The 24,348-nt window shown below is 61.0% G+C and carries 21 protein-coding genes and 1 tRNA gene; 15 read left to right on the top strand and 7 right to left on the bottom strand.

All coding sequences use genetic code 11. The annotated features are described in order from the left end of the window. Positions 1–25 precede the first annotated feature (25 nt). The gene (locus LQK84_RS07565) at positions 26–1,978 is read left to right on the top strand and encodes an acetoacetate--CoA ligase (RefSeq protein ID WP_230828081.1); all 1,953 of its coding nucleotides are present in this window, start codon (positions 26–28) and stop codon (positions 1,976–1,978) included. A gap of 102 nt (positions 1,979–2,080) precedes the next feature. Next, positions 2,081–2,254, top strand: coding sequence for a hypothetical protein (locus LQK84_RS07560; protein WP_230828080.1), 174 nt, complete (start codon positions 2,081–2,083; stop codon positions 2,252–2,254). 13 nt (positions 2,255–2,267) lie between these two features. On the opposite strand, the gene LQK84_RS07555 is transcribed toward LQK84_RS07560, so the two are convergent. After that, the gene (locus LQK84_RS07555; RefSeq protein ID WP_230828079.1) at positions 2,268–3,920 is read right to left on the bottom strand and encodes an ABC transporter permease; all 1,653 of its coding nucleotides are present in this window, start codon (positions 3,918–3,920) and stop codon (positions 2,268–2,270) included. 205 nt (positions 3,921–4,125) lie between these two features. Between LQK84_RS07555 and LQK84_RS07550 the strand changes: the two genes are divergently transcribed. Further along, complete coding sequence (locus tag LQK84_RS07550) at positions 4,126–4,548, top strand: hypothetical protein (RefSeq protein ID WP_230828078.1); 423 nt, start codon at positions 4,126–4,128, stop codon at positions 4,546–4,548. Positions 4,549–4,598: 50 nt separating this feature from the next. Here the strand turns inward: LQK84_RS07550 and LQK84_RS07545 are convergent, their stop codons facing one another. Then, the gene (locus LQK84_RS07545; RefSeq protein ID WP_230828077.1) at positions 4,599–7,718 is read right to left on the bottom strand and encodes an ATP-binding protein; all 3,120 of its coding nucleotides are present in this window, start codon (positions 7,716–7,718) and stop codon (positions 4,599–4,601) included. 239 nt (positions 7,719–7,957) lie between these two features. Between LQK84_RS07545 and LQK84_RS07540 the strand changes: the two genes are divergently transcribed. Then, positions 7,958–8,407: a phasin gene (locus tag LQK84_RS07540; protein ID WP_230828076.1), complete on the top strand. Its 450-nt coding sequence runs from the start codon at positions 7,958–7,960 to the stop codon at positions 8,405–8,407. Positions 8,408–8,538: 131 nt separating this feature from the next. Then, positions 8,539–8,615, top strand: a tRNA-His gene (locus LQK84_RS07535). Positions 8,616–8,643: 28 nt separating this feature from the next. Here the strand turns inward: LQK84_RS07535 and LQK84_RS07530 are convergent. After that, positions 8,644–9,525 (bottom strand): LysR family transcriptional regulator, encoded by an 882-nt coding sequence (locus LQK84_RS07530; protein ID WP_230828075.1) that lies wholly within the window; start codon positions 9,523–9,525, stop codon positions 8,644–8,646. Positions 9,526–9,972: 447 nt separating this feature from the next. Here LQK84_RS07530 and LQK84_RS07525 point away from each other — a divergent pair, with 447 nt between their 5' ends. From LQK84_RS07525 to LQK84_RS07510, 4 genes are all read left to right on the top strand, one after another. Then, complete coding sequence (locus tag LQK84_RS07525; protein WP_230828074.1) at positions 9,973–11,460, top strand: hypothetical protein; 1,488 nt, start codon at positions 9,973–9,975, stop codon at positions 11,458–11,460. 272 nt (positions 11,461–11,732) lie between these two features. After that, entirely contained in the window at positions 11,733–13,229 is a 1,497-nt protein-coding gene (locus tag LQK84_RS07520) for a CoA-acylating methylmalonate-semialdehyde dehydrogenase (RefSeq protein ID WP_230828073.1), read from the top strand. 144 nt (positions 13,230–13,373) lie between these two features. Further along, entirely contained in the window at positions 13,374–14,450 is a 1,077-nt protein-coding gene (locus tag LQK84_RS07515) for a YjgN family protein (RefSeq protein WP_230828072.1), read from the top strand. Then, positions 14,440–15,546 (top strand): M48 family metallopeptidase, encoded by a 1,107-nt coding sequence (locus LQK84_RS07510; RefSeq protein ID WP_230828071.1) that lies wholly within the window; start codon positions 14,440–14,442, stop codon positions 15,544–15,546. The genes LQK84_RS07515 and LQK84_RS07510 overlap by 11 nt, the downstream gene beginning before the upstream one ends. Positions 15,547–15,603: 57 nt before the next feature. On the opposite strand, the gene LQK84_RS07505 is transcribed toward LQK84_RS07510, so the two are convergent. Beyond that, positions 15,604–16,641, bottom strand: coding sequence for a Fe(3+) ABC transporter substrate-binding protein (locus LQK84_RS07505; RefSeq protein ID WP_442966912.1), 1,038 nt, complete (start codon positions 16,639–16,641; stop codon positions 15,604–15,606). Between the two features lie 163 nt (positions 16,642–16,804). On the opposite strand from LQK84_RS07505, the gene rirA reads away from it, so the two are divergent. From rirA to LQK84_RS07490, 3 genes are all read left to right on the top strand, one after another. Next, complete coding sequence (gene rirA / locus LQK84_RS07500; RefSeq protein WP_230828070.1) at positions 16,805–17,269, top strand: iron-responsive transcriptional regulator RirA; 465 nt, start codon at positions 16,805–16,807, stop codon at positions 17,267–17,269. Positions 17,270–17,514: 245 nt separating this feature from the next. Continuing rightward, positions 17,515–18,216 (top strand): helix-turn-helix transcriptional regulator, encoded by a 702-nt coding sequence (locus tag LQK84_RS07495; protein WP_230828069.1) that lies wholly within the window; start codon positions 17,515–17,517, stop codon positions 18,214–18,216. 126 nt (positions 18,217–18,342) lie between these two features. Beyond that, positions 18,343–18,741: a response regulator gene (locus LQK84_RS07490; RefSeq protein WP_230828068.1), complete on the top strand. Its 399-nt coding sequence runs from the start codon at positions 18,343–18,345 to the stop codon at positions 18,739–18,741. Positions 18,742–18,746: 5 nt separating this feature from the next. Here the strand turns inward: LQK84_RS07490 and LQK84_RS07485 are convergent, their stop codons facing one another. Genes LQK84_RS07485 through LQK84_RS07475 form a run of 3 tightly spaced genes read right to left on the bottom strand, consistent with a single transcriptional unit; the run spans position 18,747 to position 22,379 of the window. Further along, on the bottom strand, positions 18,747–19,913 hold the full coding sequence (locus tag LQK84_RS07485; protein WP_230828067.1) for an alanine racemase: 1,167 nt from the start codon (positions 19,911–19,913) through the stop codon (positions 18,747–18,749). A 2-nt stretch (positions 19,914–19,915) separates the two neighbouring features. Continuing rightward, positions 19,916–21,202 (bottom strand): D-arabinono-1,4-lactone oxidase, encoded by a 1,287-nt coding sequence (locus LQK84_RS07480; RefSeq protein ID WP_230828066.1) that lies wholly within the window; start codon positions 21,200–21,202, stop codon positions 19,916–19,918. Positions 21,203–21,221: 19 nt separating this feature from the next. Then, positions 21,222–22,379: an MFS transporter gene (locus LQK84_RS07475; RefSeq protein WP_230828065.1), complete on the bottom strand. Its 1,158-nt coding sequence runs from the start codon at positions 22,377–22,379 to the stop codon at positions 21,222–21,224. 104 nt (positions 22,380–22,483) lie between these two features. Between LQK84_RS07475 and LQK84_RS07470 the strand changes: the two genes are divergently transcribed. The 3 genes from LQK84_RS07470 (at position 22,484) to LQK84_RS07460 (ending at position 24,323) form a co-directional block, all read left to right on the top strand. Next, positions 22,484–23,107, top strand: a complete 624-nt coding sequence (locus LQK84_RS07470) for a TetR/AcrR family transcriptional regulator (RefSeq protein WP_230828064.1) — start codon at positions 22,484–22,486, stop codon at positions 23,105–23,107. Positions 23,108–23,211: 104 nt separating this feature from the next. Further along, positions 23,212–23,892 carry a response regulator transcription factor gene (locus tag LQK84_RS07465; RefSeq protein WP_230828063.1) on the top strand — a complete coding sequence of 227 codons (681 nt, stop codon included), beginning with the start codon at positions 23,212–23,214 and terminating at the stop codon, positions 23,890–23,892. Further along, positions 23,892–24,323, top strand: a complete 432-nt coding sequence (locus LQK84_RS07460) for a response regulator (protein ID WP_230828062.1) — start codon at positions 23,892–23,894, stop codon at positions 24,321–24,323. The genes LQK84_RS07465 and LQK84_RS07460 overlap by 1 nt, the downstream gene beginning before the upstream one ends. Positions 24,324–24,348: the final 25 nt, after the last annotated feature.

The raw sequence follows: 24,348 nt of genomic DNA, 5'->3' as shown, positions 1-24,348 counted from the left end.
CGGCGAAGTTATATGGAGGAATGATATGGCAACCGAACTTCCGCTCTGGCAACCATCCCCCGAACAGATCGCAGCCAGCCCGATGACGGAATTCATGCGCTTCTGCGAGACGCGCACAGGATCGTCTTTCTCCGACTATGACAGCTTTCATCAGTGGTCGATGACCGAACGCGGCCCCTTCTGGGATGCCGTGTGGGACTATTGCGGCGTGATCGGTGAAAAGGGCGCAACCGCGCTTTCCGATGATGGCCACATGCTCGACGCGCGCTTCTTCCCCGAGGCGAAACTGAACTTTGCAGAGAACCTGCTGAAGGAAAAGGGCAAGGGCGACGCGCTTGTCTTCCGCGGCGAAGACAAGGTGTCCTATCGCTGGACCTGGGATGAACTGCACCAGATCGTCTCCCGGCTTCAGCAGGCCATGAGCGCCATGGGCATTGGCGCTGGCGACCGCGTGGCGGCGATGATGCCGAACATGCCGGAAACCTATGCGCTGATGCTGGCCGTCACCTCGCTTGGCGCCATCTGGTCGTCGTGCTCGCCCGATTTCGGCGAACAGGGCGTGCTTGACCGTTTCGGCCAGATCGGCCCGAAGCTGTTCATTGCCTGCGACGCCTATTGGTATAATGGCAAGAAGCAGGATGTCGCCGACAAGGTGCGCACCGTTTCGGCCAAGCTGAATGTCCCGGTTCTCGTCGTCCACTATGCCGGCGATGCGGATGCACTGGCCTCATCGCTTTCCGATGGCCGCACGCTCGACGCCTTCATCGCCCCTTACGCGGCCAAGCCGGTGGAATTCACGCGGATGCCCTTCGCGCATCCGGTCTATATTCTCTTCTCCTCCGGCACGACCGGCGTTCCGAAATGCATCGTGCATTCGGCCGGCGGCACGCTGATCCAGCATCTGAAGGAACAGGCCTTCCATTGCTGCCTCAAGAAGGGCGACAAGCTCTTCTACTTCACCACCTGCGGCTGGATGATGTGGAACTGGCTGGCTTCAGGTCTAGCCATTGGCGCAACGCTCTGCCTTTTCGACGGCTCGCCCTTCTATCCGGATGGCAATGTGCTGTTCGACTTCGCGCAGGATGAAAAGTTCGCGGTCTTCGGCACCTCGGCGAAATACATCGACGCCGTGCGCAAGGGTGGCTTCGTTCCGAAGGACACGCATGATCTTTCAAGCCTCCGGCTTCTCACCTCGACCGGCTCGCCGCTGTCTCCGGAAGGCTTCGACTTCGTCTATGAAGGCATCAAGTCCGACGTGCACCTGGCCTCCATTTCCGGCGGCACGGATATCGTCTCCTGCTTCGTGCTGGGCAATCCGGTCAAGGCCGTCTGGGAAGGCGAAATCCAGGGCCCGGGCCTCGGCATGGCCGTCGATGTCTGGAACGATGATGGCAAGCCGGTGAAGGGCGAGAAGGGCGAACTGGTCTGCACCAAGGCCTTCCCCTCCATGCCGGTGATGTTCTGGAACGACGAAGGCGGGGCCAAGTACAAGGCCGCCTACTTCGAGCGTTTCGACAATATCTGGTGCCATGGCGACTTTGCCGAATGGACCGCGCATGGCGGCCTCGTCATTCACGGGCGTTCGGACGCCACGCTCAATCCGGGCGGCGTGCGCATCGGCACGGCGGAAATCTATAATCAGGTCGAGCAGCTTCCCGAAATCATTGAGGCGATCTGCATCGGGCAGGATTGGGACGACGACGTGCGCGTCATTCTCTTCGTGCGCACCGCTGAAGGCGTGGCGTTTGACGAGGAGCTGATCAAGAAGATCAAGACCAAGATCCGCACCGGCGCCTCGCCGCGCCACGTCCCGGCCAAGGTGATCCAGGTCGCCGATATTCCACGCACGAAATCCGGCAAGATCGTCGAACTCGCCGTCCGCGAAGTGGTCCATGGCCGTCCGGTGAAGAACAAGGAAGCGCTCGCCAATCCGGAAGCGCTGGACCTGTTTGCCGGGCTGGATGAGCTGAAGAGCTGACAAGAGACCAAGGAACAAGGCGGCACAGACCGCCGCCTTGTTCTTCATTCCTTTTGGAGGCGCTTTCCTGCATGATAAACTTTATCACGAAGGAACGAGCGTATGTTGATCGAGTTTTTCGAGACAAAGTGGCCGGAAATTCGCAAAATCGGACAAGACGCGGCTGAACGCGGGAAGGGGCTTGGTCTCAAAACAGACTGGCAAGAGGAACGCGAAGCGCAAGGCATGAATGGCCGGGGGCCGCTGAATCATATTGGCCGGCCCAACGGCCAATAAACGTGCCTCTTCCCTACCGTCCCCGATCCAACAACCGCGACACGACAATCACCGGCACGAGCCCCGCCAGGATGATGATCACCGAGGGCACGGAGGCGGCGGCAACCTGGGAGCGGGAGGCGTCTTCGTAGACCAGCGTTGCCAGCGTGTTGAAATTGAACGGGCGCAGCAGGATCGTGGCGGAGAGTTCCTTTGAGGTCTCGATGAAGACGAGGAGCGCTGCCGTCAGGGTCGCCGGTCGCATCATCGGCAGGAGCACTTCGCGCAGCGCCCCGCCCCGTGTGCGGCCGAGCGTTCGGGCGGCCCAGTCGAGATTGGGCGAGAGTTTGTCGAAACCGGCCGCGACATTGCCCTCCGCCATGGTGAGAAACCGCACCGCGCTGGCATAGACAATGGCAAAGCCGGTGCCGGAGAGCAGAAGGCCGGCGGAAACGCCGAACATGGACTTGGTTGCCGAGGACAGTGCATTGTCGAAGGCGGCGAGCGGGATCAATACGCCGATCGCCATCACCGTGCCGGGTACGCCATAGCCGAAGGCGGCGAACCGGTTGGCGCCGCGTGCCAGGCGCGTTCCACCATGCCGAACCGAATAGGCAAGCAGGAAACCGGCCATGGTGGCGACAACCGCAGCACCGGCGGACACGATGACAGTGTGACCGAGCGCAGACAAAAGCTCCGGCGAGGCGAAGGTATCCAGCCGCTTGACCGCATAACCCGCCATCACCCAGGCCGGAATGAAAAAGCCGGCCAGCGGCGGCAGGGCGCAGATGATAACCGCCAGCGCTCTTGCCGGGCCTTTCAGCGCAATCCGCGTAACATTCTGCGCAGAGGCCGGCTTGGAGCCGGCAAACCGCTGGCGGCCGCGGGCCCGACGTTCGATGAAGGCAAGCAGGATGACGATCGCCAGCATGACCAGCGCGATCTGCGCCGCACCGGCCAGATCGTTGCGGTTGAGCCATGTTTCGTAGATCGAGAAGGTCAGCGTCTTGACGCCCAGATATTCGACCGCGCCGATATCGTTCAGCGTTTCCATGATGACCAGCGTCAGGCCGACAACGATGGCCGGCCGCGCCATGGGCAATTGCACGCGGAAGAAGGTTCGCAGCGGCCCAGCACCCAGCGTACGTGCCACTTCCGCCGCATTGCGCCCCTGCATGAGGAACATGGAGCGGGCTGTGAGAAACACATAAGGGTAAAGCACCGAGCCGAGCACGAAGGCCGCCCCCGTCGTCGTGCGGATATCCGGCGACCAGTAATCACGGGCGGAACGCAGGCCGGTCAGCGCGCGGATGGCAGATTGCAGCGGGCCGCTATAGTCGAAGAACTCGCCGAAGGCATAGGCCGAAAGATAGGCCGGCATGGCGAGCGGCAGAACAAGGGCCACGGTCAGTGTCCGGCGAAATGGAAACTCGCAGGTCGATGTCAGCCAGGCGGTCGCCACGCCGGTGATCAATGTGCAGGCGCAGACCTCGATCAGCAGCGTCGCCGTTGTCGTCGCCGAACGGGGAATGACATTCTGGATCAGATGCGGCCATGCGCCGAAACTGCCCGAGAGCGCTATCCAGATGATGGCGATGATGGGGAGCACGGCGGCAAGCGCAACCAGTATGGCAGCGAAGCGCAGCAAACGGCCCTCACCCGGCTTTGCAACGCGTGCGCTTGTCATTTCGACACTTCCAACTGCCTGCATGTGACCCGTCCTTACTCCCGTCTTCGATACCGGCGGCCGAAATGCGATGCAAGACTTGAAACGGCTCGCAGGAGAACGTCAGGCCGCTTGATGCCTTGTTTCGTGAGGTGCCGGACGTAGCCGGATGCTTTGTTGACAAAGCTTCACAGACGCTGCGAACTGAGGGCTGAAAGGAGCACCCATGGTAACGGTCAGGATACACGATTTGAAAGAGCACGTCCTTGTACCGGACCTGAAGGAATTGCTGCAGCTTTTGGCTCCGCAATCATTGCAGGCCAACTGGACGATTTCGACCGTCAAGTCATCTGATGGTTATGAATGGTTTGAAACCACTGGTGCCGCCAGGAGCGAGCTTGACGCCTTAGCTCAAAGAGACGCGCGGATTTCCGGCTCTGACTTACGGGGCTTGGCCGAGAACACACATCAAGTGATCTGGGGTGAGTTCATCGGCTCGATAGAAGAGCAATCGGACGAGACATGGCTGATCATACGGGCGATCGATAGCACTTTCTACGAAATCGAGACTCGTGACACGGTCGTGCTGAGCAAAATCAACTCGAAATATAGAGACGTCCGCTCCGTTGCCGCGCCCGTTACATCGTGACGTTGGGGCACGGTTTGAAGCTGTTCAACACCCGCTGATACGTTTCGGCCTCAGTCCGCCAGAACCCGCTGCGACGGGAAGGAGATTTCGACCAGCGTTCCCTCGTTCGGCGTCGAGCTGACGGAGAAGGTGGCGCGGTTGGCTTCTGCCATCGCCTTGGTGAGCGGCAGGCCGAGGCCTGTCCCCTCGCCGCGCTGGCGGGCCGCACCCGATGGAGCCTGTTTGAAGGGCTTCATCGCCTGTTCCAGTTCCTCGCGCGTCATGCCGATGCCGGTGTCGCGGATGCGCAGCAGCACGCAGCCATTCGGCTCATAGGCGGTCGACACGACGATCTGACCGCCGGACGGCGTGAACTTGATGGCGTTGGCGAGAATATTGATGAGGATCTGCTTGACCGAGCGGGTGTCGGCCACGACATCCGGCAGGCGCTCCGACAGGGCCGTGCGAACGATGACGCGCTGGCTGTTGGCCTGCGGCTGGAGAAGCGAGATCGCTTCCGTCACGGTGGCATTGAGGCGCACGGCGGTGAAGTCGAGATCCATCTCGCCCGCTTCGATCTTGGAAATGTCGAGCAGGTCGTTGACGATATCGAGCACATGACGGCCGGAGCGGCTGATGTCATTGGCATATTCAATATAACGCTGATTGCCGATCGGCCCGAAGCGCTCGTTCGACATCATTTCGGAAAAGCCGATGATGGCGTTGAGCGGCGTGCGGATTTCGTGGCTCACCTTGGCGAGGAAGTCGCTCTTGTGGGCATTGGCCGTTTCGGCGGCGCGCTTGGCGTTTTTCAGCTCATCCTCGGTGCGCTTCCACTGCGTGATGTCGCGGATGACGGCGCAATAGCTTGCCGAGGAGGAAAGACGGCCGAGCGTCATGAAGATCGGCAGGCGACCGCCCGAGGCTTCACGGCCGATGACTTCGCGGCCATCGTTGAGCACGCTTGCGACCCCATGGCCGGCGAGACCGGCCAGATAGTCGGCCACGGCGCGCTGGCTTTCATGGGCAAAGAGCATGGCAAAGGGTTTGCCGCGCACTTCCGCCTCATCATAATTGAAGAGAGCGGAGGCCGAGCGGTTCATCGAGCGGATCTCGCCCTCGCCCGAAATCACCACGACGCCATCGGTCGCGGTTTCGAGAATGGAGCGCAGTTCGCTCACTTCAGCACGCAGGCCGGCAAGTTCGGCAGAGGCGACCGGGCTGGTCTCGGCCACCGGCTCCGCGACGACGGGTGCGGGCTCATCCACCTTCGCCGGAACCTTGACGGACGGCATCGGGTTGAGCGCCAGAAGAAGCGCGGCGCGGCCTTCCCAGCGGACAGACTGAAGCTTGGCCGCAACGGCCACGCGCTCGCCGTTCGCCTGCACGAGGATCATGCCGGGGCCATCAGGGTTCATCGACTCGTCGCGCTCGAGCAGCGCATCGATACCGCCGCGGGCTTCGAGATCGCGGAGCGTCCGATCGCCCGTGAGGCGGAAGAATTCGGGATTGGCATAAATCAAACGGTCGGCGACATGGACGAGCAACGCCATCGGCAATTGCTGCGCAACGAGCGTCGTCAGCCCGTCGCCTTCCGAACGGAAGGACTTGATGGCCGCAAGGTCATCCTTCAGGTCTTCGGCCGCGTGTTCCTCGCTGGTCTTGACCAGACGCAGCAGGGGCGGATTGTCGCTGGCAAGCACGGACGACCGCAGCGCCGGTTTTTCACGCGGCGGCTTTTCGGCGGCGGGCTCCACCGTCTTCTCACCCGGCGCATCGTCGACACGACCGCCGAGCTTGCGGGCGATCTCGCGGAAAGCGGCCTGCTCTTCCGAGGAGAGCGTTTCGGGCACGGACGCCGGGCGGCGCTCTTCGAAGCGGATCACCTTGTCGGAATAGCGACGCATGGGCGTATCTTCGAACTTCAGCGCCGGGGGCTCGACGAGCGGCTCCTGCGGCGTTTGCTCTGCTGCTTCTGTGGCTTCGGCCACCGGAGCGCTGGGCGGAGTGGCAGGCTCCGGCGTCAAAAGATTGAGGCCGGTTCCGTTCGGATCTTCGACGACATCGCCGACACGAACGATGCCGAAACCGCGGAAGCCTTCGAACTGGTGATCACGCGAATAGGTCGGCAGTGCGGCAAGATCGACCGGCACCTTGAGCGCCACGCCTTCGACCGGCCAGTAGACAGTGCGGCCGGACCAGGTGTTGCGCTTGGCCAGCAGAGCGGCGATGCGACCATCCGGGTCGAGCCCGAAGCGGTGGGCAACCTCTTCAAAGGACTTGCCATCGATATCCGCCGCAAGCGGGCCGAGGGCGCCAGCGAGTTCCGGCGAGACGTCATGGAAGATGCCATCGGCATCAATGCGCCAGATAAAGCGGGCCGGACGGCTTTCGCGGTCGAACACGAATGTCGCCTGAGTGTCCTCGGCGGCGATGTCGTTCGGCGAGAATGCAGCTTCGGATGCTGCTCCGGCCTCGATCTGCGGGCTTGCGGAGGCGATCTCCGGTTCCGGCTGCGGCGGCTGGGCTTCTGCGATATCCTCTGCGATGACGAAGAGAAGGTTGAGTGCCGGCTTGGCAGCCAGCTGCGCAATCGCGGCCGGATAGACCGCCGCGCCGATATGAACCGGGCGCTTCAGGACGTGGCCGGGCTTGCCGCGTACGCCCTCCTGCAGCATGGAAATGATGTTGGCAGGCAGCGCAAGCGCGCCGAAACCCTCGGTCGCGGTCAGGATCTCGCCGCTGTCGCCGATGACGGCGACATGGGTTTCCGGATCGTCGAAGCCTTCGATCAGACGCCGGGCGACATCACGCACCGCATTGGACCGGACACCGGTCGGCGCTGCAAAGAGCACCGCCATCTCGTTGCCGACAACAATCTTCTCGACACTTGCCTGCACGGTGATGCGTTCGAAACCGGAGGCGACGCGCATGAGAAAGCTGCGCGGCCCGAAGGGTGCGCCCAGCTGGCCGGCGGTCGTCGTCATCTGGCGATAGGCAAGGTCGCGAATGTCCGGACCCTGGTCGATGAAATCATAGATGGAGGCATTGCCGAACATGCGCGCGCCGGCGCCATTGGCCCAGAGCACGCCGGACAGGTCTTCGCTGAAGACAACAAGAGCCTCTCCGCGCGCAAAGCGTTCGCGAACCTTCTCGTGAACTGCGATGTCGATGAATGGATACTGGCTCATGGGTACTCACACTTACGAACTCAGCGGACCCCCGCCGCCAAGTATTAACAGATTATTAATAGCGCCGCAGCCCGGCAGGGTCCACAAAAACAGCCGGATCCTCCAAGCCTATCACGCGGCAGGGTTAATTTGTGTGCGGCGCACAATCATGTTGCAATGCACAATAAGAGCTGCTATATAAACAGGCATCAACAAAGCTGGCGCCTCAACAGAGGGCCACACACCAAGGAGCGCATATCATGGCTACCCCGAAACTTGACGACGTTTTCTCGTTCTCGACCTTCGACCCTTCCAAGTTTTCCGAATCTTTCCGGGAGCTTGCTGAAAAGAGCGTTAACCAGTCCAAGGACGCCTTCGCAAAGGTGAAGGAAGCGTCCGAAGATGCGACGAAGACGATCGAAGCGACGCTCGAAAAGGCGCAGGCCGGCACCGTTGAACTCGGCCTCAAGGCCATCGACGCGATCCGCACCAACGCAGAAAGCTCCTTCTCGCACATGGAAGCCCTCCTTGGCGTGAAGTCGGTTACCGAGCTGTTCGAACTGCAGTCCGCATTCGCCCGCAAGCAGGCTGAAGCCGCCGTCGAGCAGATCAAGTCCATGCAGGAAACCTCGCGCAAGGTTGCCGAAGAAGTCTCGCAGCCGTCGAAGGACGCAGCCCAGAAGGTTGCTTCGATCTTCAAGGCCGCCTGATTTTACAGGACTTTCCGATCACAAGGCCGGGTTATCCCGGCCTTTTTTTATGATTTTCATGCGGATTGTGCTTGAAAAAAAATTCCGACGCCCGTATGTGAGCGTCACACGCCTTTCAAGACGTGCCTCATGCGGTTGTAGCTCAGTTGGTTAGAGCGCAGGATTGTGGCTCCTGAGGTCGGAGGTTCGAGACCCCCCAACCGTACCACTTCTCTTCTATATCTATGTGGACCATTTCACAGGAAGATCGTCCGATCGGTTTCGACGATTTCCTGGAGGAAGCTGACGACGGCCCGCACGCGGGCAAGTTCGCGGGCGCTTTCGTGGATGATCGTCCAATAGGTCCGCCTGAGCCCGATCTCGGGCAGGATGCGAACCAGCCCCGTATCATTCCGCGCAATATAGTCATGCAGGATGCCGATGCCGGCGCCTGAGCGCACCGCTTCGGTCTGGCCGATCGCCGAGGATATCTCGAAGGCGGTGTCGACACCCTTGAAGACTTCGTGCGCGAAATTCAGCGACGGGGTGAAGAGCAGGTCTTCCACATAGCCGATCAGGCGATGCGCCTTCAGCGCCTCGACATCGGTCGGCGTGCCATGGGCAGCCAGGTAGGCCCGGGACGCATAGACCCCCAGCGTATAGTCCGTGAGCTTTGCCGAGATCAGTCGGCCTTCGACCGGGCGTTCGATGGTGATCGCGATATCCGCCTCCCGCTGCGAAAGCGAAAACGCGCGGGGGACCGGGACCAGCTGGACCTTCAGCGCCGGATGGCGGGCAATCAGCGTGCCGAGGCGCGGGGCAAGGAACGAGACGCCGAAGCCGTCGGGCGCACCGATACGGACAGTTCCAGCGAGTGCCGCATCGACATTGCCGACATTGGCCTGGGCGGCCAGCATTTCGGTTTCCATCCGCTCGGCGGCATGCAGGAAGATCTCGCCCTCCGGCGTCAGTTCGCAGCCATTGGTGCGGCGCACGAGAAGCCTTGTCTGCAAGGCCTCTTCCAACGCGCTGACGCGGCGGCCGACGGTGGCATGGTTGACGCCGAGCGTGCGGGCGGCGGATAAAATCTGCCCTGCCCGCGCGACAGCCAGAAATATGCGGACGTCGTCCCAATTCATCGAAATGCCAATCCCAGCGCCGAATCCGGCTTGTTCGAATGAACTTATCGTGGTCGAGCGCGTTGCTCCAGTCAAAGGGAGCTATTGCACAGGCGCCACAACGCTCCTGATATGCCGCTTGACCCCGCTTTGCACAGGTGGGCCGATTGCAATAGGCCGGGCCAACTGCTACGTTTGGTTAATTACATAGGTGCGCGTAGATGTATGCGGCGTGTGGACAGGCTTGCAGCCCACATTTCGTACACGGGGAGTTTTACGCGTCATGCTTTGACGGAACCGTCGGCGGGATCGGCCGATGAACGAGAACAAGGCGACCTTGCAGGCGGGGCGCGCAGCAGACCAGGAACCGGGACGGTTGGTCCGTCAGGATTTGGGGCATTCATGATTTCCAATTTTTCACTGCTCAGAAAGCGAAAAGGCGGCGGCGGCGGCGAGGGAGATGGTGATATGCCTGAACCAATGCAGAGCGATGTGCCCATGATCCGAGAAAAGACCGAAGGACCAGAGCGTTCCGAGCCGGTGGACACTGTCGAAGCCGTCCGCGCGCTTGGCACCTATCACGAGGGTCTGCGCAATCGCAGTGAGACTGCGCTCAACTCCCTGAAGTCGCTGCGTAGCGCTGCCGAAGAAATGGAAGGCCTGTTCACGGAGTTCGGCGAAATTGCCCGCCAGCTTCACCTGAACAAGCGCGAGCTTGCCGAAATCAAGACGGCCTATGGCTCGTCGCGCAAGCTCAACGAAGAACTGCGCGCCAAGCTTTCCTCCTCGCAGGCCTCGCTTCTGCGCCTGCAGAGCCAGCTTGACGAAATTTCCTCCGAACGCGACCTGTTGCTGCGCATGCGCAACGAGCTGTCGGATGCGCACAAGTCGGACCAGATCGCCCTGCGCGAGGCCGATGCCCGCTCGAAGGTTCTGGAAAACGAAATCAGCGCGATGCGCACGACGATCGAGAACCTGACGGAAAAGGCCGACCATCTGTCGGTCATCGTCGGCGAGAACGAGAAGCAGCTGCATGAACTGCGCGAAGAGCGCAAGCTCCTGCAGTCGAGCGTCGACTTCGAAGTCGCAGAGCGCATCCGTTTCTCCAAGCTGCATGACGAAGTCGTCACCAGCATGCAGTCGCAGCGCCGGGCGCTGGCCTCCGCCACGGACGAACTCGACAAGGCGCGCGACCGCGTGATGAAGCTGGAAGCCCGCCAGTCGGAACTTCTCGGCGAGCGCGAAGAGCTGCAGGCGAGCCTGCAGACGGCCGAAACGCTGCGCGAGACCGACGCCAAGAACTATGAAATCCGCCTTGAGGCCCTGACCTCTCGCGCCCGTCTGGCCGAGCATCTGCTCGAAAAGGCGCGCGACGAGCAGCGCTCCAACTTCCGCGACCAGACAGCACAGGCCGAGACGCAGCGCCACATGCGCCGCCTCGAATCCGAAGTCGAAGGCCTCAAGCAGGAGCTTCAGGACACCGCCCGCCGCAACAAGGAACTGGAAAAGTCCGAAACGCAGCTTCAGGCTCGCGTCGAAGAACTCAGCATCCAGCTTCGTGGCCATGTCCGCTCTTCGGAACAGTCTTCCGAAAAGATCCGCATGCAGCAGGAAGTCATCGAGGCGCTGCACAAGCGTCACGCCGAATACCTGCAGCAGGTCGAAGACCAGAGCCGCAAGCTCAACGAACAGCTGGAAAACGAACGCGCCGACCGCACCTATCTCGAAGGTGCGCTGAATTCCGCTCGCCGCGAACGCAACTTCCTGCAGAGCCAGCTCATCAAGATCAAGGGCAAGCCGGAAGAACAGCCCGCCGGTCTGACGCTCGATTTCGAGCCGGATGCGCAGGAGAGCGAGTTCAACGAAGACGGTTCGCCGCGCAGTAGCGCCACCGTCGAAGAACTGCGCCCGCGCAGCCGCCCGCGCCCTGTGGACCCGCAGCGGGACGGCGAGTAAGTCCTAGCCGCTCTGCCGATGCCAGAAATCAAGCCCCGGAGTTTTGCTTCGGGGCTTTTTCATTTCCAGACGGCGTTGTGCAAATTTGCACATCCGATGCGGAAACCGTGCCGTTGCTATCGACAAAATCCAGTGTCACTATGCGGCAAATTGATAGATCGTTTCCGTCGAAAAACAGACTCGCCTGAAACGCTCTATCTTTTCATTTTAACGCAATTCCAGACGCGAAACCGGCTTGCGCTTTCGCTGGAATTGCTCTGAAGGAGGATCCCATGAAGGAAATCGGTCATTACATCGACGGCAAGCATGTTGCCGGCAAGAGCGGTCGCTTTGCAGACGTCTTCAACCCGGCAACGGGCGAAGTGCAGGCTCGCGTGGCGCTCGCCACGGAAGCCGAACTGGCCGCCGCCGTTGCCAGCGCCAAGGCCGCACAGCCGGGCTGGGCAGCAACCAATCCGCAGCGCCGCGCCCGCGTCTTCATGAAATTCGTCGACCTCCTCAACCAGAACATGGATGAGATTGCCGAAATGCTCTCGCGCGAGCATGGCAAGACGATCGAGGACGCCAAGGGCGACGTCATCCGCGGTCTGGAAGTCTGCGAATTCGTCATCGGCATTCCGCATCTGCAGAAGGGCGAGTTCACAGAAGGTGCCGGTCCGGGCATCGACATGTATTCCATGCGCCAGCCGGTCGGCATTGGTGCGGGCATCACGCCGTTCAACTTCCCGGCCATGATCCCGATGTGGATGTTTGCCCCGGCCATTGCTACCGGCAACGCCTTCATCCTGAAGCCCTCCGAGCGCGATCCGTCCGTTCCGCTTCGTCTTGCCGAACTGATGATCGAAGCCGGCCTGCCGGCAGGCATTCTCAACGTCGTCAACGGCGACAAGGCGGCCGTCGATGCGATCCTGACCAACCCGGATATCAGCGCCGTGTCCTTCGTCGGCTCGACGCCGATCGCCCGCTATGTCTATGGCACGGCGGCGATGAACAGCAAGCGCGCGCAGTGCTTCGGCGGCGCCAAGAACCACATGATCATCATGCCGGACGCCGATCTCGACCAGGCCGTCAACGCGCTGATGGGCGCGGGCTATGGCTCGGCCGGCGAGCGCTGCATGGCCGTCTCCGTCGCCGTTCCGGTTGGCGAAGAGACGGCAAACCGCCTCATCGAAAAGCTGATCCCGAAGGTCGAGTCGCTGCGCATCGGTCCTTACACCGATGACAAGGCCGACATGGGCCCGGTCGTCACCAAGGAAGCCCAGGCCAAGATCAAGGGTCTGATCTCGCGCGGTGTCGAGGAAGGTGCCAAGCTCGTGGTCGACGGCCGCGACTTCAAGCTTCAGGGCTACGAAAACGGCTTCTTCGTCGGCGGCACGCTGTTCGACAACGTCACGCCGGAGATGGACATCTACAAGACCGAAATCTTCGGACCGGTTCTCTCGGTCGTCCGCGCCAAGAACTACGAAGAAGCACTGTCCCTGCCGATGAAGCATGAATATGGCAACGGCACCGCCATCTTCACCCGCGACGGCGACGCTGCCCGTGACTTCGCCTCGCGCATCAATATCGGCATGGTCGGCATCAACGTTCCGGTTCCGGTTCCGCTCGCCTACCACTCCTTCGGCGGCTGGAAGGCCTCGTCCTTCGGCGACCTGAACCAGCACGGCACGGACTCGATCAAGTTCTGGACGCGCACCAAGACGATCACCTCGCGTTGGCCCTCGGGCATCAAGGACGGCGCGGAATTCTCTATGCCGACCATGAAGTAAGCTTCACGAGCGCAATCTGCAGTTTGCAGTCCTCGCGTTTTCTGTATAGTGGGCGGGTCCTCATGGGCCCGCCTTTTTCACGTCTTTACAATGCGTTGAGAAGCGCCTGCGGACTTTTGCAGAGTAGTATCGAGGGGGCAGACATTGGCGGATACGAGTGCACAGGGCGCGGGCGGACTTGTTCGCGCCGAGTTTCGCGGGACGGCCAGCGAGTATTTCGGCATCTGGATGGTCAACATCCTTCTGACCATCGTGACCGTGGGCATCTATTCCGCCTGGGCCAAGGTGCGGCGCAACCGCTACTTCTACGGCAACACGTTCGTGGCCGGGCAATCGTTTGATTACCACGCGAAGGGCAAGCAGATCTTTATCGGGCGGCTCATCGTGTTCGCGGGACTGATTGCGATCAATATCGTGACTGCCATCGTTCCGCTTCTGGCGCTTGTCAGCCCCATCGTGTTTCTGGTCGCGCTGCCTTGGCTGATGGCGCGGGGCCTGCGGTTTTCGGCGCGGGTGACGAGCTATCGCAATGTCCGGTTCAACTTCACCGGAACCGCCTGGGGGGCTTTTACGTCGGTGGTGCTGGGCGGAGTGGTTGCGACCCTGTCTCTCGGCATTCTCGCGCCGCTCGCCAGCCGCTGGTTCTATCGCTACCTGTTCAACAATCTCCGCTATGGCGACCGCAGCTTCTCGAGCGATCCGCGCGTGGGCAAGATTTATGGTGCGGCACTTCCCGCCATCATCCTCTTCGTCGTGGGCATCGTCATTTCTATTGCCATCGCTTTCTTGATCTTCATGGCATCCAATCAGCTCCCGGCGGATGGCTCGGTGGAAGAGGCTCTGGAGAACGCGTTCGCAGCCGGCCTGTTCGGCATGATCGTACCGCTCATGATTATCTATTTTCTGTGCGCGATTCTGTATCGGGCGGGTGTGCGGAATGTGGTCATGAATGCCTCGCTGCTCGATGAACGGCATCGGCTGTTCAGCGACCTGCCGCGCTTCGGCTATCTTTTCGTCGTCGTCAGCAACCTCTTCCTCGTCTTTCTGACGATGGGCCTGATGCGGCCCTGGACGGCCATTCGGGAGCAACGTTATGTGATTAAGCACAGCGGCATCACCTTCGATGGCGATCTCGGCACCGTGCTCGACTCCATGGAAGCAGCCGGGGTGGCCGCCACGGCGGAATATCTCGATCTAGAGGGCTTCGATTTTGGCTTCTGACGCACGCGCAACGTCGCTCAAGCGGATCGCCGAGGGCGTATGGCATCCGCCGCGATCCAGCGAGGCGATCACGGCCGAAATCTGGGTTCAAGGTGACTCGGTCATTGTGCGTCGCGCAGGCGCCTCAGCGGGCGAGCCCGCACTGGCGCTCGGCTTTCTCTCGACAATTGAGGTATCATCCCGCGTCGGCAACGTACCGCGCCGCATCGCCTTCAGCAACGGCTCCCTCTTCGAAACGCCGGATAACGCAGGCATTGACCAGCTGCTGACGAAGCACGGTTCCAACAGGGCCGGTGCATTCGTTCACGGGCTGGAACGGTTCCACCCGCGGCTGATCGTTTTCGTGGCCGCAGTCTTCCTTCTCGCCACCGCGATCTATCGTTTCGCCCTTCCCGCGTTGGTCGAAGTGGCAGTCCTGGTGACGCCCGATGTGGTACCGCAGACAATGTCGGCCGGCACACTGAAGTCACTGGACGCAACTCTTCTGAAGCCGAGCCAATTGCCGGAGGCCAAACGACGCGCCATCGAGGAGGGGTTTGGCGATCTGGCCAAGAGGGCAGACCGGGGAACAGGTGGGTACTCGCTCAATTTCCGCGAGGGAGGTGCAATCGGGCCGAACGCTTTCGCACTGCCCTCCGGCACAATCATCCTCACCGACGAGCTGGTCGATATCGCAGGCGATGACCCGGATATGGTCCTCGCCGTGCTGGCGCATGAGATCGGCCATGTCGACAAGAAGCATTCGCTGCGCCAGATCTATCGCGCCGCCGGCACGGCCGGCCTGATCATGCTGATTGCCGGCGATGTCGGAACCGCCATGCAGGATGTCCTGACCAACGGGGCGGCCCTCTTGTCCCTTTCCTATTCGCGGGAGGCGGAGAGCGAGGCCGACCACTATTCGGTGATCCTGATGACAAAGTCCGGACGCGACCCGATGGCGCTCGCCCGTTTCTTCACCGCCCTGCAGGAGAAGTTGCAGGTGGGCACGGAAGGCACGAGCATGTTCGATACGCATCCGGGCATGCCGGACCGCCAGAAGATGATCGAGCAATGGTCGAAAGAGGCCAGGGAGACCGCGGCCACCCGAACAAAATAGGCCGGGCGCTGACGCCCGGCCTGTTCATTTTCCAAAGTCTGAAAGACCTTGCGGAGCTTACTTCGCCGGGCCGTCGTTGAGGCCGACCTTGTCGACCAGTTCGGAGGCCTGCTTGCGGTATTTGGCAACGTCGGTCAGCGACAGCTTGTCCGGATGGATTTCACCGAAGGACTTGACGATTGCCGACGGCTCGGCGCCCGGCAGGACGGGATATTCGAAGACCTGCTCGGCATAGATCTGCTGGGCTTCCTTGGACGACAGGAATTCCATCAGCTTGATGGCGTTTTCCTTGTCGGGCGCATACTTTGCGAGCGCCATGCCGGACACGTTCACATGCGTGCCGCGATCCTTGGAGTTCGGGAAGAGAACCTTGATGGCGCCGGCCCAGTCCTTCTGCTCCGGCTCCTTCGTGTCGGTCAGCATCAGGCCGACATAATAGGTGTTGCCAAGCGCCAGATCGCATTCGCCGGCCCAGATGGCCTTGGCCTGGCTGCGGTCGTTGCCATCGGGCTTGCGAACCAGATTGTTCTTGAGGCCGGTCAGCCACTTTTCAGTGGCCTCGGCGCCATCATTGGCGATCATCGAGGCGATCAGGCCGATATTGTAGGAATGCTGGCCATCGCGCATGCAGATCTTGCCCTTCCACTTGGGATCGGCGAGCTCCTCATAGGTGATTTCGTTCTGTGCAACGCGCTCCTTGGAGGCATAGACGACGCGGCCACGCGTGGTGAGGCCGAACCAGTCACCGTCCGCGTCGCGGAAGTTGGCCGGAATGTTGGCGTCGATCTTCGCGTCCTTCAGCGGCTGGACGACGCCGCCTTCCTTGGCTTCCGTGAGGCGGGCGATATCCACTGTCATGATGACGTCCGCGGGCGAATTTTCACCTTCGGCCTTGATCCGCTCGACCAGACCCTTATCCAGGAAGAGAACATTCGTCTTGATGCCGGTTTCCTTGGTGAAGGCGTCAAGCACAGGCTTGATCAGGTCTGGCTGACGATAGGAATAGATGTTGACCTCGCCATCGGCGAATGCAGGGAAAGCCGTTCCGGCAAGCAGGGCAGCGGCAAGGACGGTGTTCTTCGCAACGTTCGACAATGATACCTCCGTATCTTTCTTGACATTTTCACTCACCTTTTAGGTCGACGGACTTGTCACGTCAACACGAATAGCGAAATATGAGTGGGCCGATCATATTTTGGAATTGTTCCAAACTGCAAACGGGTCTATAACGGCGCCATCGAACAATCGAGGTTTTCGGATGCGGCTGACAAAGCAGACCAACTATGCAGTGCGGATGCTGATGTATTGCGCGGCGAATGCCGACAACCTGAGCCGCATTCCCGAAATCGCCAAGGCTTACGGTGTGTCGGAACTGTTCCTGTTCAAGATCCTGCAGCCCCTGCACAAGGCCGGCATCGTCGATACGGTGCGTGGTCGCAATGGCGGCATCCGTCTTGGACGCCCCGCCGACAAGATCACCCTGTTTGACGTTGTGAAGGTCACCGAGGATAATTTCTCGATGGCGGAATGCTTCGATTCTGACGTGACGGAATGCCCGCTGGTGGATAGCTGCGGCCTGAATTCCGCGCTGCGCAAGGCGCTGAACGCATTTTTCGACGTTCTCGCGCAATACACGATCCATGACCTGGTTGTCGCCCGCCCGCAGATCAATTTCCTGCTGGGACTGGAAGACATGCCGGCAAAGGTGAGCGCTTCGGCCTGACTGGGACTGGAGCGCGGCTAAATATTTGAGTCGTTTTCATTCTTTGAAAAAATCAATAGTTGGAATCGCGGATTGCAACTATGTTGATTTAAGGTTGAGTGCTATTGGGGGTCTTCGATTTGAACGCCGGTGAGGGCCGGTAGTTCTTGGCGAAAGTCCGAAAAAGGTAGCGTGGCCTAGTCGGACATCGTCGGGCGGCAGTCCCGTATTCTGCGCGCATCCATTAGGGTTCAAGGGACGGGCTTTTGACGTTGCAATTGAAAAATCAATGTCCCGGCAGTTATCAGAGCGAACTTGCCAAAGCCGTCAACCGCGTCGATTTTTTCCGCATTTTCCATTCGATGGCATTGCGTGCGGGTTTTGAGCATTTTTGCCTGATGCGGCTGTTTGCCGATGTCCCCTCGCCTACGCTGTCCACGCAACTGGAGTTGCACGATCTGCCTGCCGGGCTTGCCGAGGCCTATGACGGACGCTTTGCGTTCTCCAGTTCCGGCCTTTTCAAGATGCTGCAGGAAACGACGCTTCCGACTTACTGGATCGACGCGGACGGGACGCAGGACGAGCTGATGCGCCAGCTGGGGTTTGAACTGGCGCTCTGCATTCCGGTCCAGGGGCTGAATGGCAGCCGGCACGCCGTCATCTTCGTGGGCGACAGGGATGTTCCCAACGTGGAACTCCTGCACGCCATCTATTATGACGCGGCCTATGCATTCGACTTCTATTTCCGCGAAATTCTCGCGAACAAGAAGGGTATGGGGCTGACGCCGCGTGAGCTGGAAATCCTGAAATGGATATCGCATGGGAAGACGGCGGGGGAGATCGCGCTGATCGTCTCCGTGTCCGAGCATACGGTCAATTCTCATACTGCAACGATTTTGAAGAAACTCGACGTGGTGAACCGCACGCAGATGGTGGCCAAGGCAATCCGGGAACAAATCATTCCCTGATCGCTAGAATGCCTTCGGCGGATTCAGTCTTTGGCAATCTGTATAATCTTTGAATACTTGAAGGCTAGTCTCTGTTGACATTTGCGGCACCAAAGCCGAACAGAGACTGCCTGGAGGCGAAACGGAGTGGCGAAGTTAATGGCGACTGTCGTCAATATAATGCTGATCGATGACGACCCGGCTGAAGAGCTGATCTTCCGGGCCCAGATGAAGAAAGTCGTGAACTACGACATCAACATGCTGTACGCGTCCGGCATTGACGAAGCCGTTGCCCTGTTTGGCAAGGGCGTGTCCGTCGATATCGTACTTCTCGACAACCGCCTGGGGCCTGGCGAGGATTTCCGCGAAAGCGCCCCGCGCCTTCGCCAGAGCGGCTATATCGGGCCGATCGGGGTGATCTCATCCTCGCTGACAGATCCTTATTTCCAGGCTTTCGCCGAATATGGGGCAGACTTTCGCATCGACAAGGCGGAGTTCGATCCCACGGCGATCGGCTTCCTGATCCAGGAATACGCGCCCCGGTAACCGGGTCAGGGCACGATCGGCGGCCAGCCGCCGATGATGCTGCCCTTCGAATAGAGCTGTATTTCGCCGAATTGCCACAGCACCGCTTCGCTTTGCGTTGGTCGGAAGAACACGAGGTCACCCTCCCGCAGATCGGACGCCGCCGGCAGGGACATGAACTGCTGGTTGGAGGAATGGCCCCAGAGCCTGCTTTCGCGCATGCCTTCCGGGAAGACTGGCTTTGCCATCCAGTAGCCGCCGTAGAGAAAACAGCCCCTTTCCCCGAACAGGCCGAGCCTTTGAAAGGCCGCGGTCATCCAGCTTGGCCCCGGAAGCATGGCGTCCACCACCTTCAGCGCAGGTGTGGCGATGAAGACGGCAGGCCTGAGGCTGGACAGCGCCTCCGTATCGAAATCCGTGGGCTTCACGAAGGCCGACCCCACTGACAGTTCCGTCGCGGCGCCCGGATCGGCATAGGTCAGGACAGTCTTGCTGCCGCCGCTGTTGATGATCTTGCGGCAACCCGGCGGCAAGGCATCCGCGAAGGCTGCAAGCCGGGCCTTGACGGCTCTCGCCTCGGATGCTGCCCCGCCGGCAAAGCCCGGGATGGCCGGAATATGGGCCTCGTAGCCCATGATCCCCTCGATGACGAGCAAGCCGGATTGCAACGCAGCCGCGGCAGCCTCCATGACCGCCGTCGGTGTCGCGAGCCCGCCACGATGCATGCCGACATCGACCTCAAGGGCAATACGAAGCCGGATCTTGCGAGCCGCGGCGAGTTGAGCCAGCTGCTCCACCCTTTCCAGATCGTCGGCGAGAAGAACGGTGCGCGCGGCGAAATCAGCCAAGGCGGCCGGCGTCAGCGCGGAAAGGAAGACATCAAGGGCAGCCGTCGGCATCGGCTTGCCGAAGAGGATGTCCGCGTCCGGGAATGCCTGCAGCACGGCCTGCGTCACCGGCAGATCGAAGCTCATGATGCGGCGGGTGCCGAGCCTCTCCATGACATGGGCGAGCAACGGGATGGACGGCAGGGACTTGTCGACGACGCGGAGCGCCACGCCGGGCGCCATGCCGGCGCGGACGATATCGAGATTGGCATCCAGCCTGTCGAGGTCGATCACCAGCGTCGGGCGGTGCCGGCCGGCCTCGCGAAGCGCCGTGGCGAGGCTTGTGAAATAGTCGCTCGCGCTCATCCTCACACGTCCAGGATCTTCGCGAGATAGGGCGATATGAAGCGGTTGTCCGGGTCGAGGTCGCGGCGGACCTCCATCGCGTCCTTGAAGCGCGGATAGAGGGTGGCAAAATCGCGCGCGGTCAGGCTGTGCATCTTGCCCCAATGCGGCCGGCCCTCATGCTTGCGGAAGATCAGCTCGACGGCACGGAAGAAGGCCGCAGGGTCCTCTGCCGCGTCATGATGCACGGCAATCGAGCAGGTTGCGCGGCGATAGAAGGGGCTCAGCCACGTTTCGTCCGCCATGACCGAACGAATCTCGATAGGGAAATAGACCTCCGGGAAATCCCGCTCCATCAGCGTGATGATTTCCTTGAGCGCCCCGGCGCCTGCTTCGAACGGCAGATGATATTCCATCTCGTTGAAGCGCGTCCGCCTCTCGCTGACATAGGCGCCGAACCAGACATCGACGAAGTCCTCCGGCTTGACCCGCGAGAGCGCGGAGCCGATCAGTTTCCGCCGCAGCCACGGCAGCCGCTTCAGCGTGCTGCGCAGCATTTTCAGCGTCTTGAGGCCATCTTCATCCTGCTCGGGCGGATGCGTGCTGACAGGCCCTTCCGCAATGTCGTAGCTCAGATGCAACGCATGACTGGAGAACGGAATGATGAAGAATTCCGCCGAACGGTGTGACCGAAGCAGGCTGTCGAAGTTCTGCAGCACCTCTTCCAGAGGCAGTGCACGGCGGCGGCGGCGCAGGCGATAGGAGGGCATGTTCTGGAAGGTCACTTCGGTCATCGCGCCGAAGGCACCCAGATTGACACCGACGGCCTGAAGCATCTCCGGCTGCTTTTCGATGTCGTATTCGCGGATCTGGCCGCGACCGTCTGCCAGGCGCACCTTGAGGAGCTGTGTGTGATAGGCACCAAGCCCCAGTCCCGATCCGTGCGTTGCCGTGCCCAAAGCACCGCCGATGGTCTGGCGATCGATATCGCCCATGTTCGGCAGGCCCTGTCCGGCGGCATGCAGCATCTGGGTCAGTTGCCCGAGCGGCGTGCCGGCACCAATCGTCGCCGTCATCAGCGCCGGGTCGTGACCGTTCAGGCCGGAGAAACTGCCGAGATCCAGGATGGTCCCTTCGCTCGCGACGAGCGGGGTAAACGAATGGCCGGACCCGATGATGCGGACCGGCCCGGGTGCCGTGCGGATGACATCTCCGAGTTCTGCCTCGTCAGCCGGGCGAGCGATCCGCTGCGGCGTGGCGCGCACATTGCCGGACCAGTTCGACCAGGTGGACGCCGTCATGTCTGCCATCGCGCTTCCCTCCCCTTGTTCAATGTGCCGGACGCCGCGTCAGCCCGTTGAGGATGACGAAGACGAAGGATGCGACCGCACTGGCCGCCGCGAAATAGGCGACGCCCACCGAAGACCCCGTCTCGACAAAGGCGGAAGCGCCGGCGGGACCGAGCGCCGCCCCGAAAAGCTGCGCGGCGGGCACGACAAGTGCAGCACCACGCGAGGCATCCGCATCGACCGCAATGCGGATCTGGAACGGGACCACAAACAGCCAGATGAACCCGATTGCCATGGCAAGGCACCAGAAGATCACGGCCTGCGGATGCAGCGAAATGGTCAGCGCGATCGCACAGGCCAGAAGGCTTGCGATGGCAAGCACCGGGCGGAACGGCAATCGTGCCTCGATCGCCGTCGAGGTCGTCGCACCCAAGATCTGCGCAAACAGACTGACCGATACCATCAGGCCCACCACATCCGCCGCGATGCCAGCCTCACCGCCCAGCGGCTCGAGAAAGGCCCAGAGCGAGCCGAGGAACATGTAAAAGCAGAAGATTGCCAGAAGCGCGGTGAGCGGCGCCGGGCGCCAGAGGCCGGAGGACGACTGGTCCGCGGGCTTGGGAAGCGGCCCGTAGCTTTCGGGCAGAAGGAAGACAACCGCAAGGCTCGCGAGCGACACGATGGCCAGCGCGTCAAAACCGCCGACAGATCCCCAGCGCGAGACAAACCACAGCGCCATGAGCGCCGCAAGACCAGCCTGCCCCAGCGTCTGCAGCGAAACGAAATAGCCGCCGATACGCCCCGGATGGCGGGCGCGGGCGATGAGTTCGACAGCGAAGGCAACCAGGCCGCCTTCGGCAAGACCAGCAAGGCCGCGCGAGACAATGACGGCCGTTGCACCGTCGATGGCGACTGTCGCGTGGTTGAATATCGCGGTCAGGACCAGAAAGACTGCGGCCTTGATGCGAACGGCGCCGCTGCCCAGGAGAAAGGCGGAAAGTACGGACCCGATGCCGATCGCCAGAATTTCGACCGTCGCGGCAAGGGCGAGCTGGTCGAAATTGACGCGGCCTTCAGTGAGAAGCACCCCGAGCAGGATGGGCTGGAGGCCGAGAACAAGGAGCCCGACCGAGCCGACCCAAAGAGCCGACCACATGTTCGTTCGGGAAGGATTGCCGACCAGCCACTGTGTATTCATTCACCCTCGCCCCGCAGATTGACACAAGCGCCCCCAGAAACTGATAGACTATCAGCTTTTGAAACATGATAGTGTTGCCATGTGTTTGTCAATCGGAGCGACGCATGAAAAGACCGCCCAGAACCCTGCGGCGTCAACCGCGCCAGGATCGCAGCCGCGAGCGCGTCGACCAGATCCTCGTGGCGGCGCAGAAGCTGATCGGCGAAAAGGGGCTGGCCGCACTGACAATGGTGGACATTGCCTCGTCGAGCAGCATGCCGCTGGCGAGCGTCTACCACTACTTTCCCAATCGCACGGCCGTCATGGCGGAACTCTACCGGCTGTTCTCCGACCGGTTTCAGCACGAATTGAAGAATATCCTCAGCTCGATCGACAGCGCGCAGGATATTCGCCGCGCCACCGACGCGATCACGGACCGCTATTTCGAGATGCTGAAGGGCGAGCCTGCCATCCAGGACCTGCTCAATGCCGTGCAGGCGGACAAGGAGATGCTCAATCTCGATATTGCGCAGACCCGCGCGCAAGCTTCCGCCTTCTCGGCCCGAACCGTGCATCTGATCGCCGAACATCATCGCGAGAACTTCAAGCGTTCGGTCTACCTGATCTTCCAGCTGGCCGGCGGCGCGATGCGTCTGGCGCTGTTTCAGGGCGGGGAGGATGGCGAACGGATCGTTGCCGACTTCAAGCGCCTCATCAAGGCGCAGCTTTCAGAATTTGAACTGGAATAGGAGATTGCGCTTGACTGTCTGCACGACCATAAGATGCTGGTGCTTAAGATTCGGGGAGCCGCACTGGACGCGGAGCCCCACCGGAATCGGATGGAACTTCTGAGATGAGCCTCAACCTGACAGACGACGGCATCGAAGCCGAGCTGAACCGGGCGATCAACCGCACGGACTTTTTCCGTGTCTTCCGCATGCTCGCCGATCGCTACGGCTTCCTGTCCTTCACGGTCTTCGAATTGACGGGGATGAAGGTGGAGCCGCGCCTCGACCGCATCTGCCTGCTGGCCGATCTGCCGAACGGGCGCAGCAGTCTCTGCGAGATTGTCCCTGAGGAAAGCCAGGCGCTCCTTGATGAACTCGCCAGTTTGCGCAGGCCGGCGTTCCTGCCTGCCCCGCCGAAAGCGCTTGCGCCTTTCATGGCCTGCCGGCGCGCCGTGATGATCCCGATGACCGCTCAAACCGGCGAGCGCCTTGTTCTGGTCCTTGCCGACGATCTCGAAACCCGGCCGGAGGCGGACGTCGCTGGTGCCGTCTTCGACTTCCTGCAGGCCCTGCAGAAGCTGGCCGTCGCCGAAGGTCTGGACGCCGACACGCCCCGTTTCAGGAAGCGGGAAATCGAAGTGGTGGAATGGACGGCCGAAGGCAAGACATCGAGCGAAATTGCCCTGCTTCTGGGGCTTTCGGAATATACCGTGAACGAATATATCGGATCAGCGATGAGGAAGCTTGAGGCCCTCAATCGGATTCACCTTGTCACCAAGGCAATCAGGGTCGGGATCATTAGTTGATGGGAGACACGGTGGACGGACAGCAGAAGCTCATCGACGTGCTCTTGATCGATGACGACCCGACGGAATACGAAATCATCCAGTACAAGCTGAAGAAGGTCGACAGCCACAACGTCGCCGTGGACTTCGTGTGCACGCTGGATGCAGGCCTGGAAAAGCTTGCGGAGCGCAATTACGATATCATCCTCATCGACAACATGCTGCCGCCGCATAACGATTTCCGGCAGACCGTGCCGCTGATCCGCAGGGCCCGGTATATCGGGCCGGTCGGCATCATCTCGAGCGACATTTCCAGCAACTATTTCCAGTCCTTCGGCGAATTCGGCGCCGACTTCCGCATGTCCAAACAGGAAGTCGATGCGAGAAGCCTGCGCTATATCTTCAACGAATTCACCCGCGACAACTCGGTGCCCTTCGACGAAGATGTCTGACGGGAACGCTGCCTCCCGCGCCCAA

It is taken from the genome of Rhizobium sp. C4 (assembly GCF_021026315.1).
Lineage (GTDB): Bacteria > Pseudomonadota > Alphaproteobacteria > Rhizobiales > Rhizobiaceae > Ensifer_A.
This window is presented reverse-complemented; position numbering and strand designations above follow the sequence as displayed.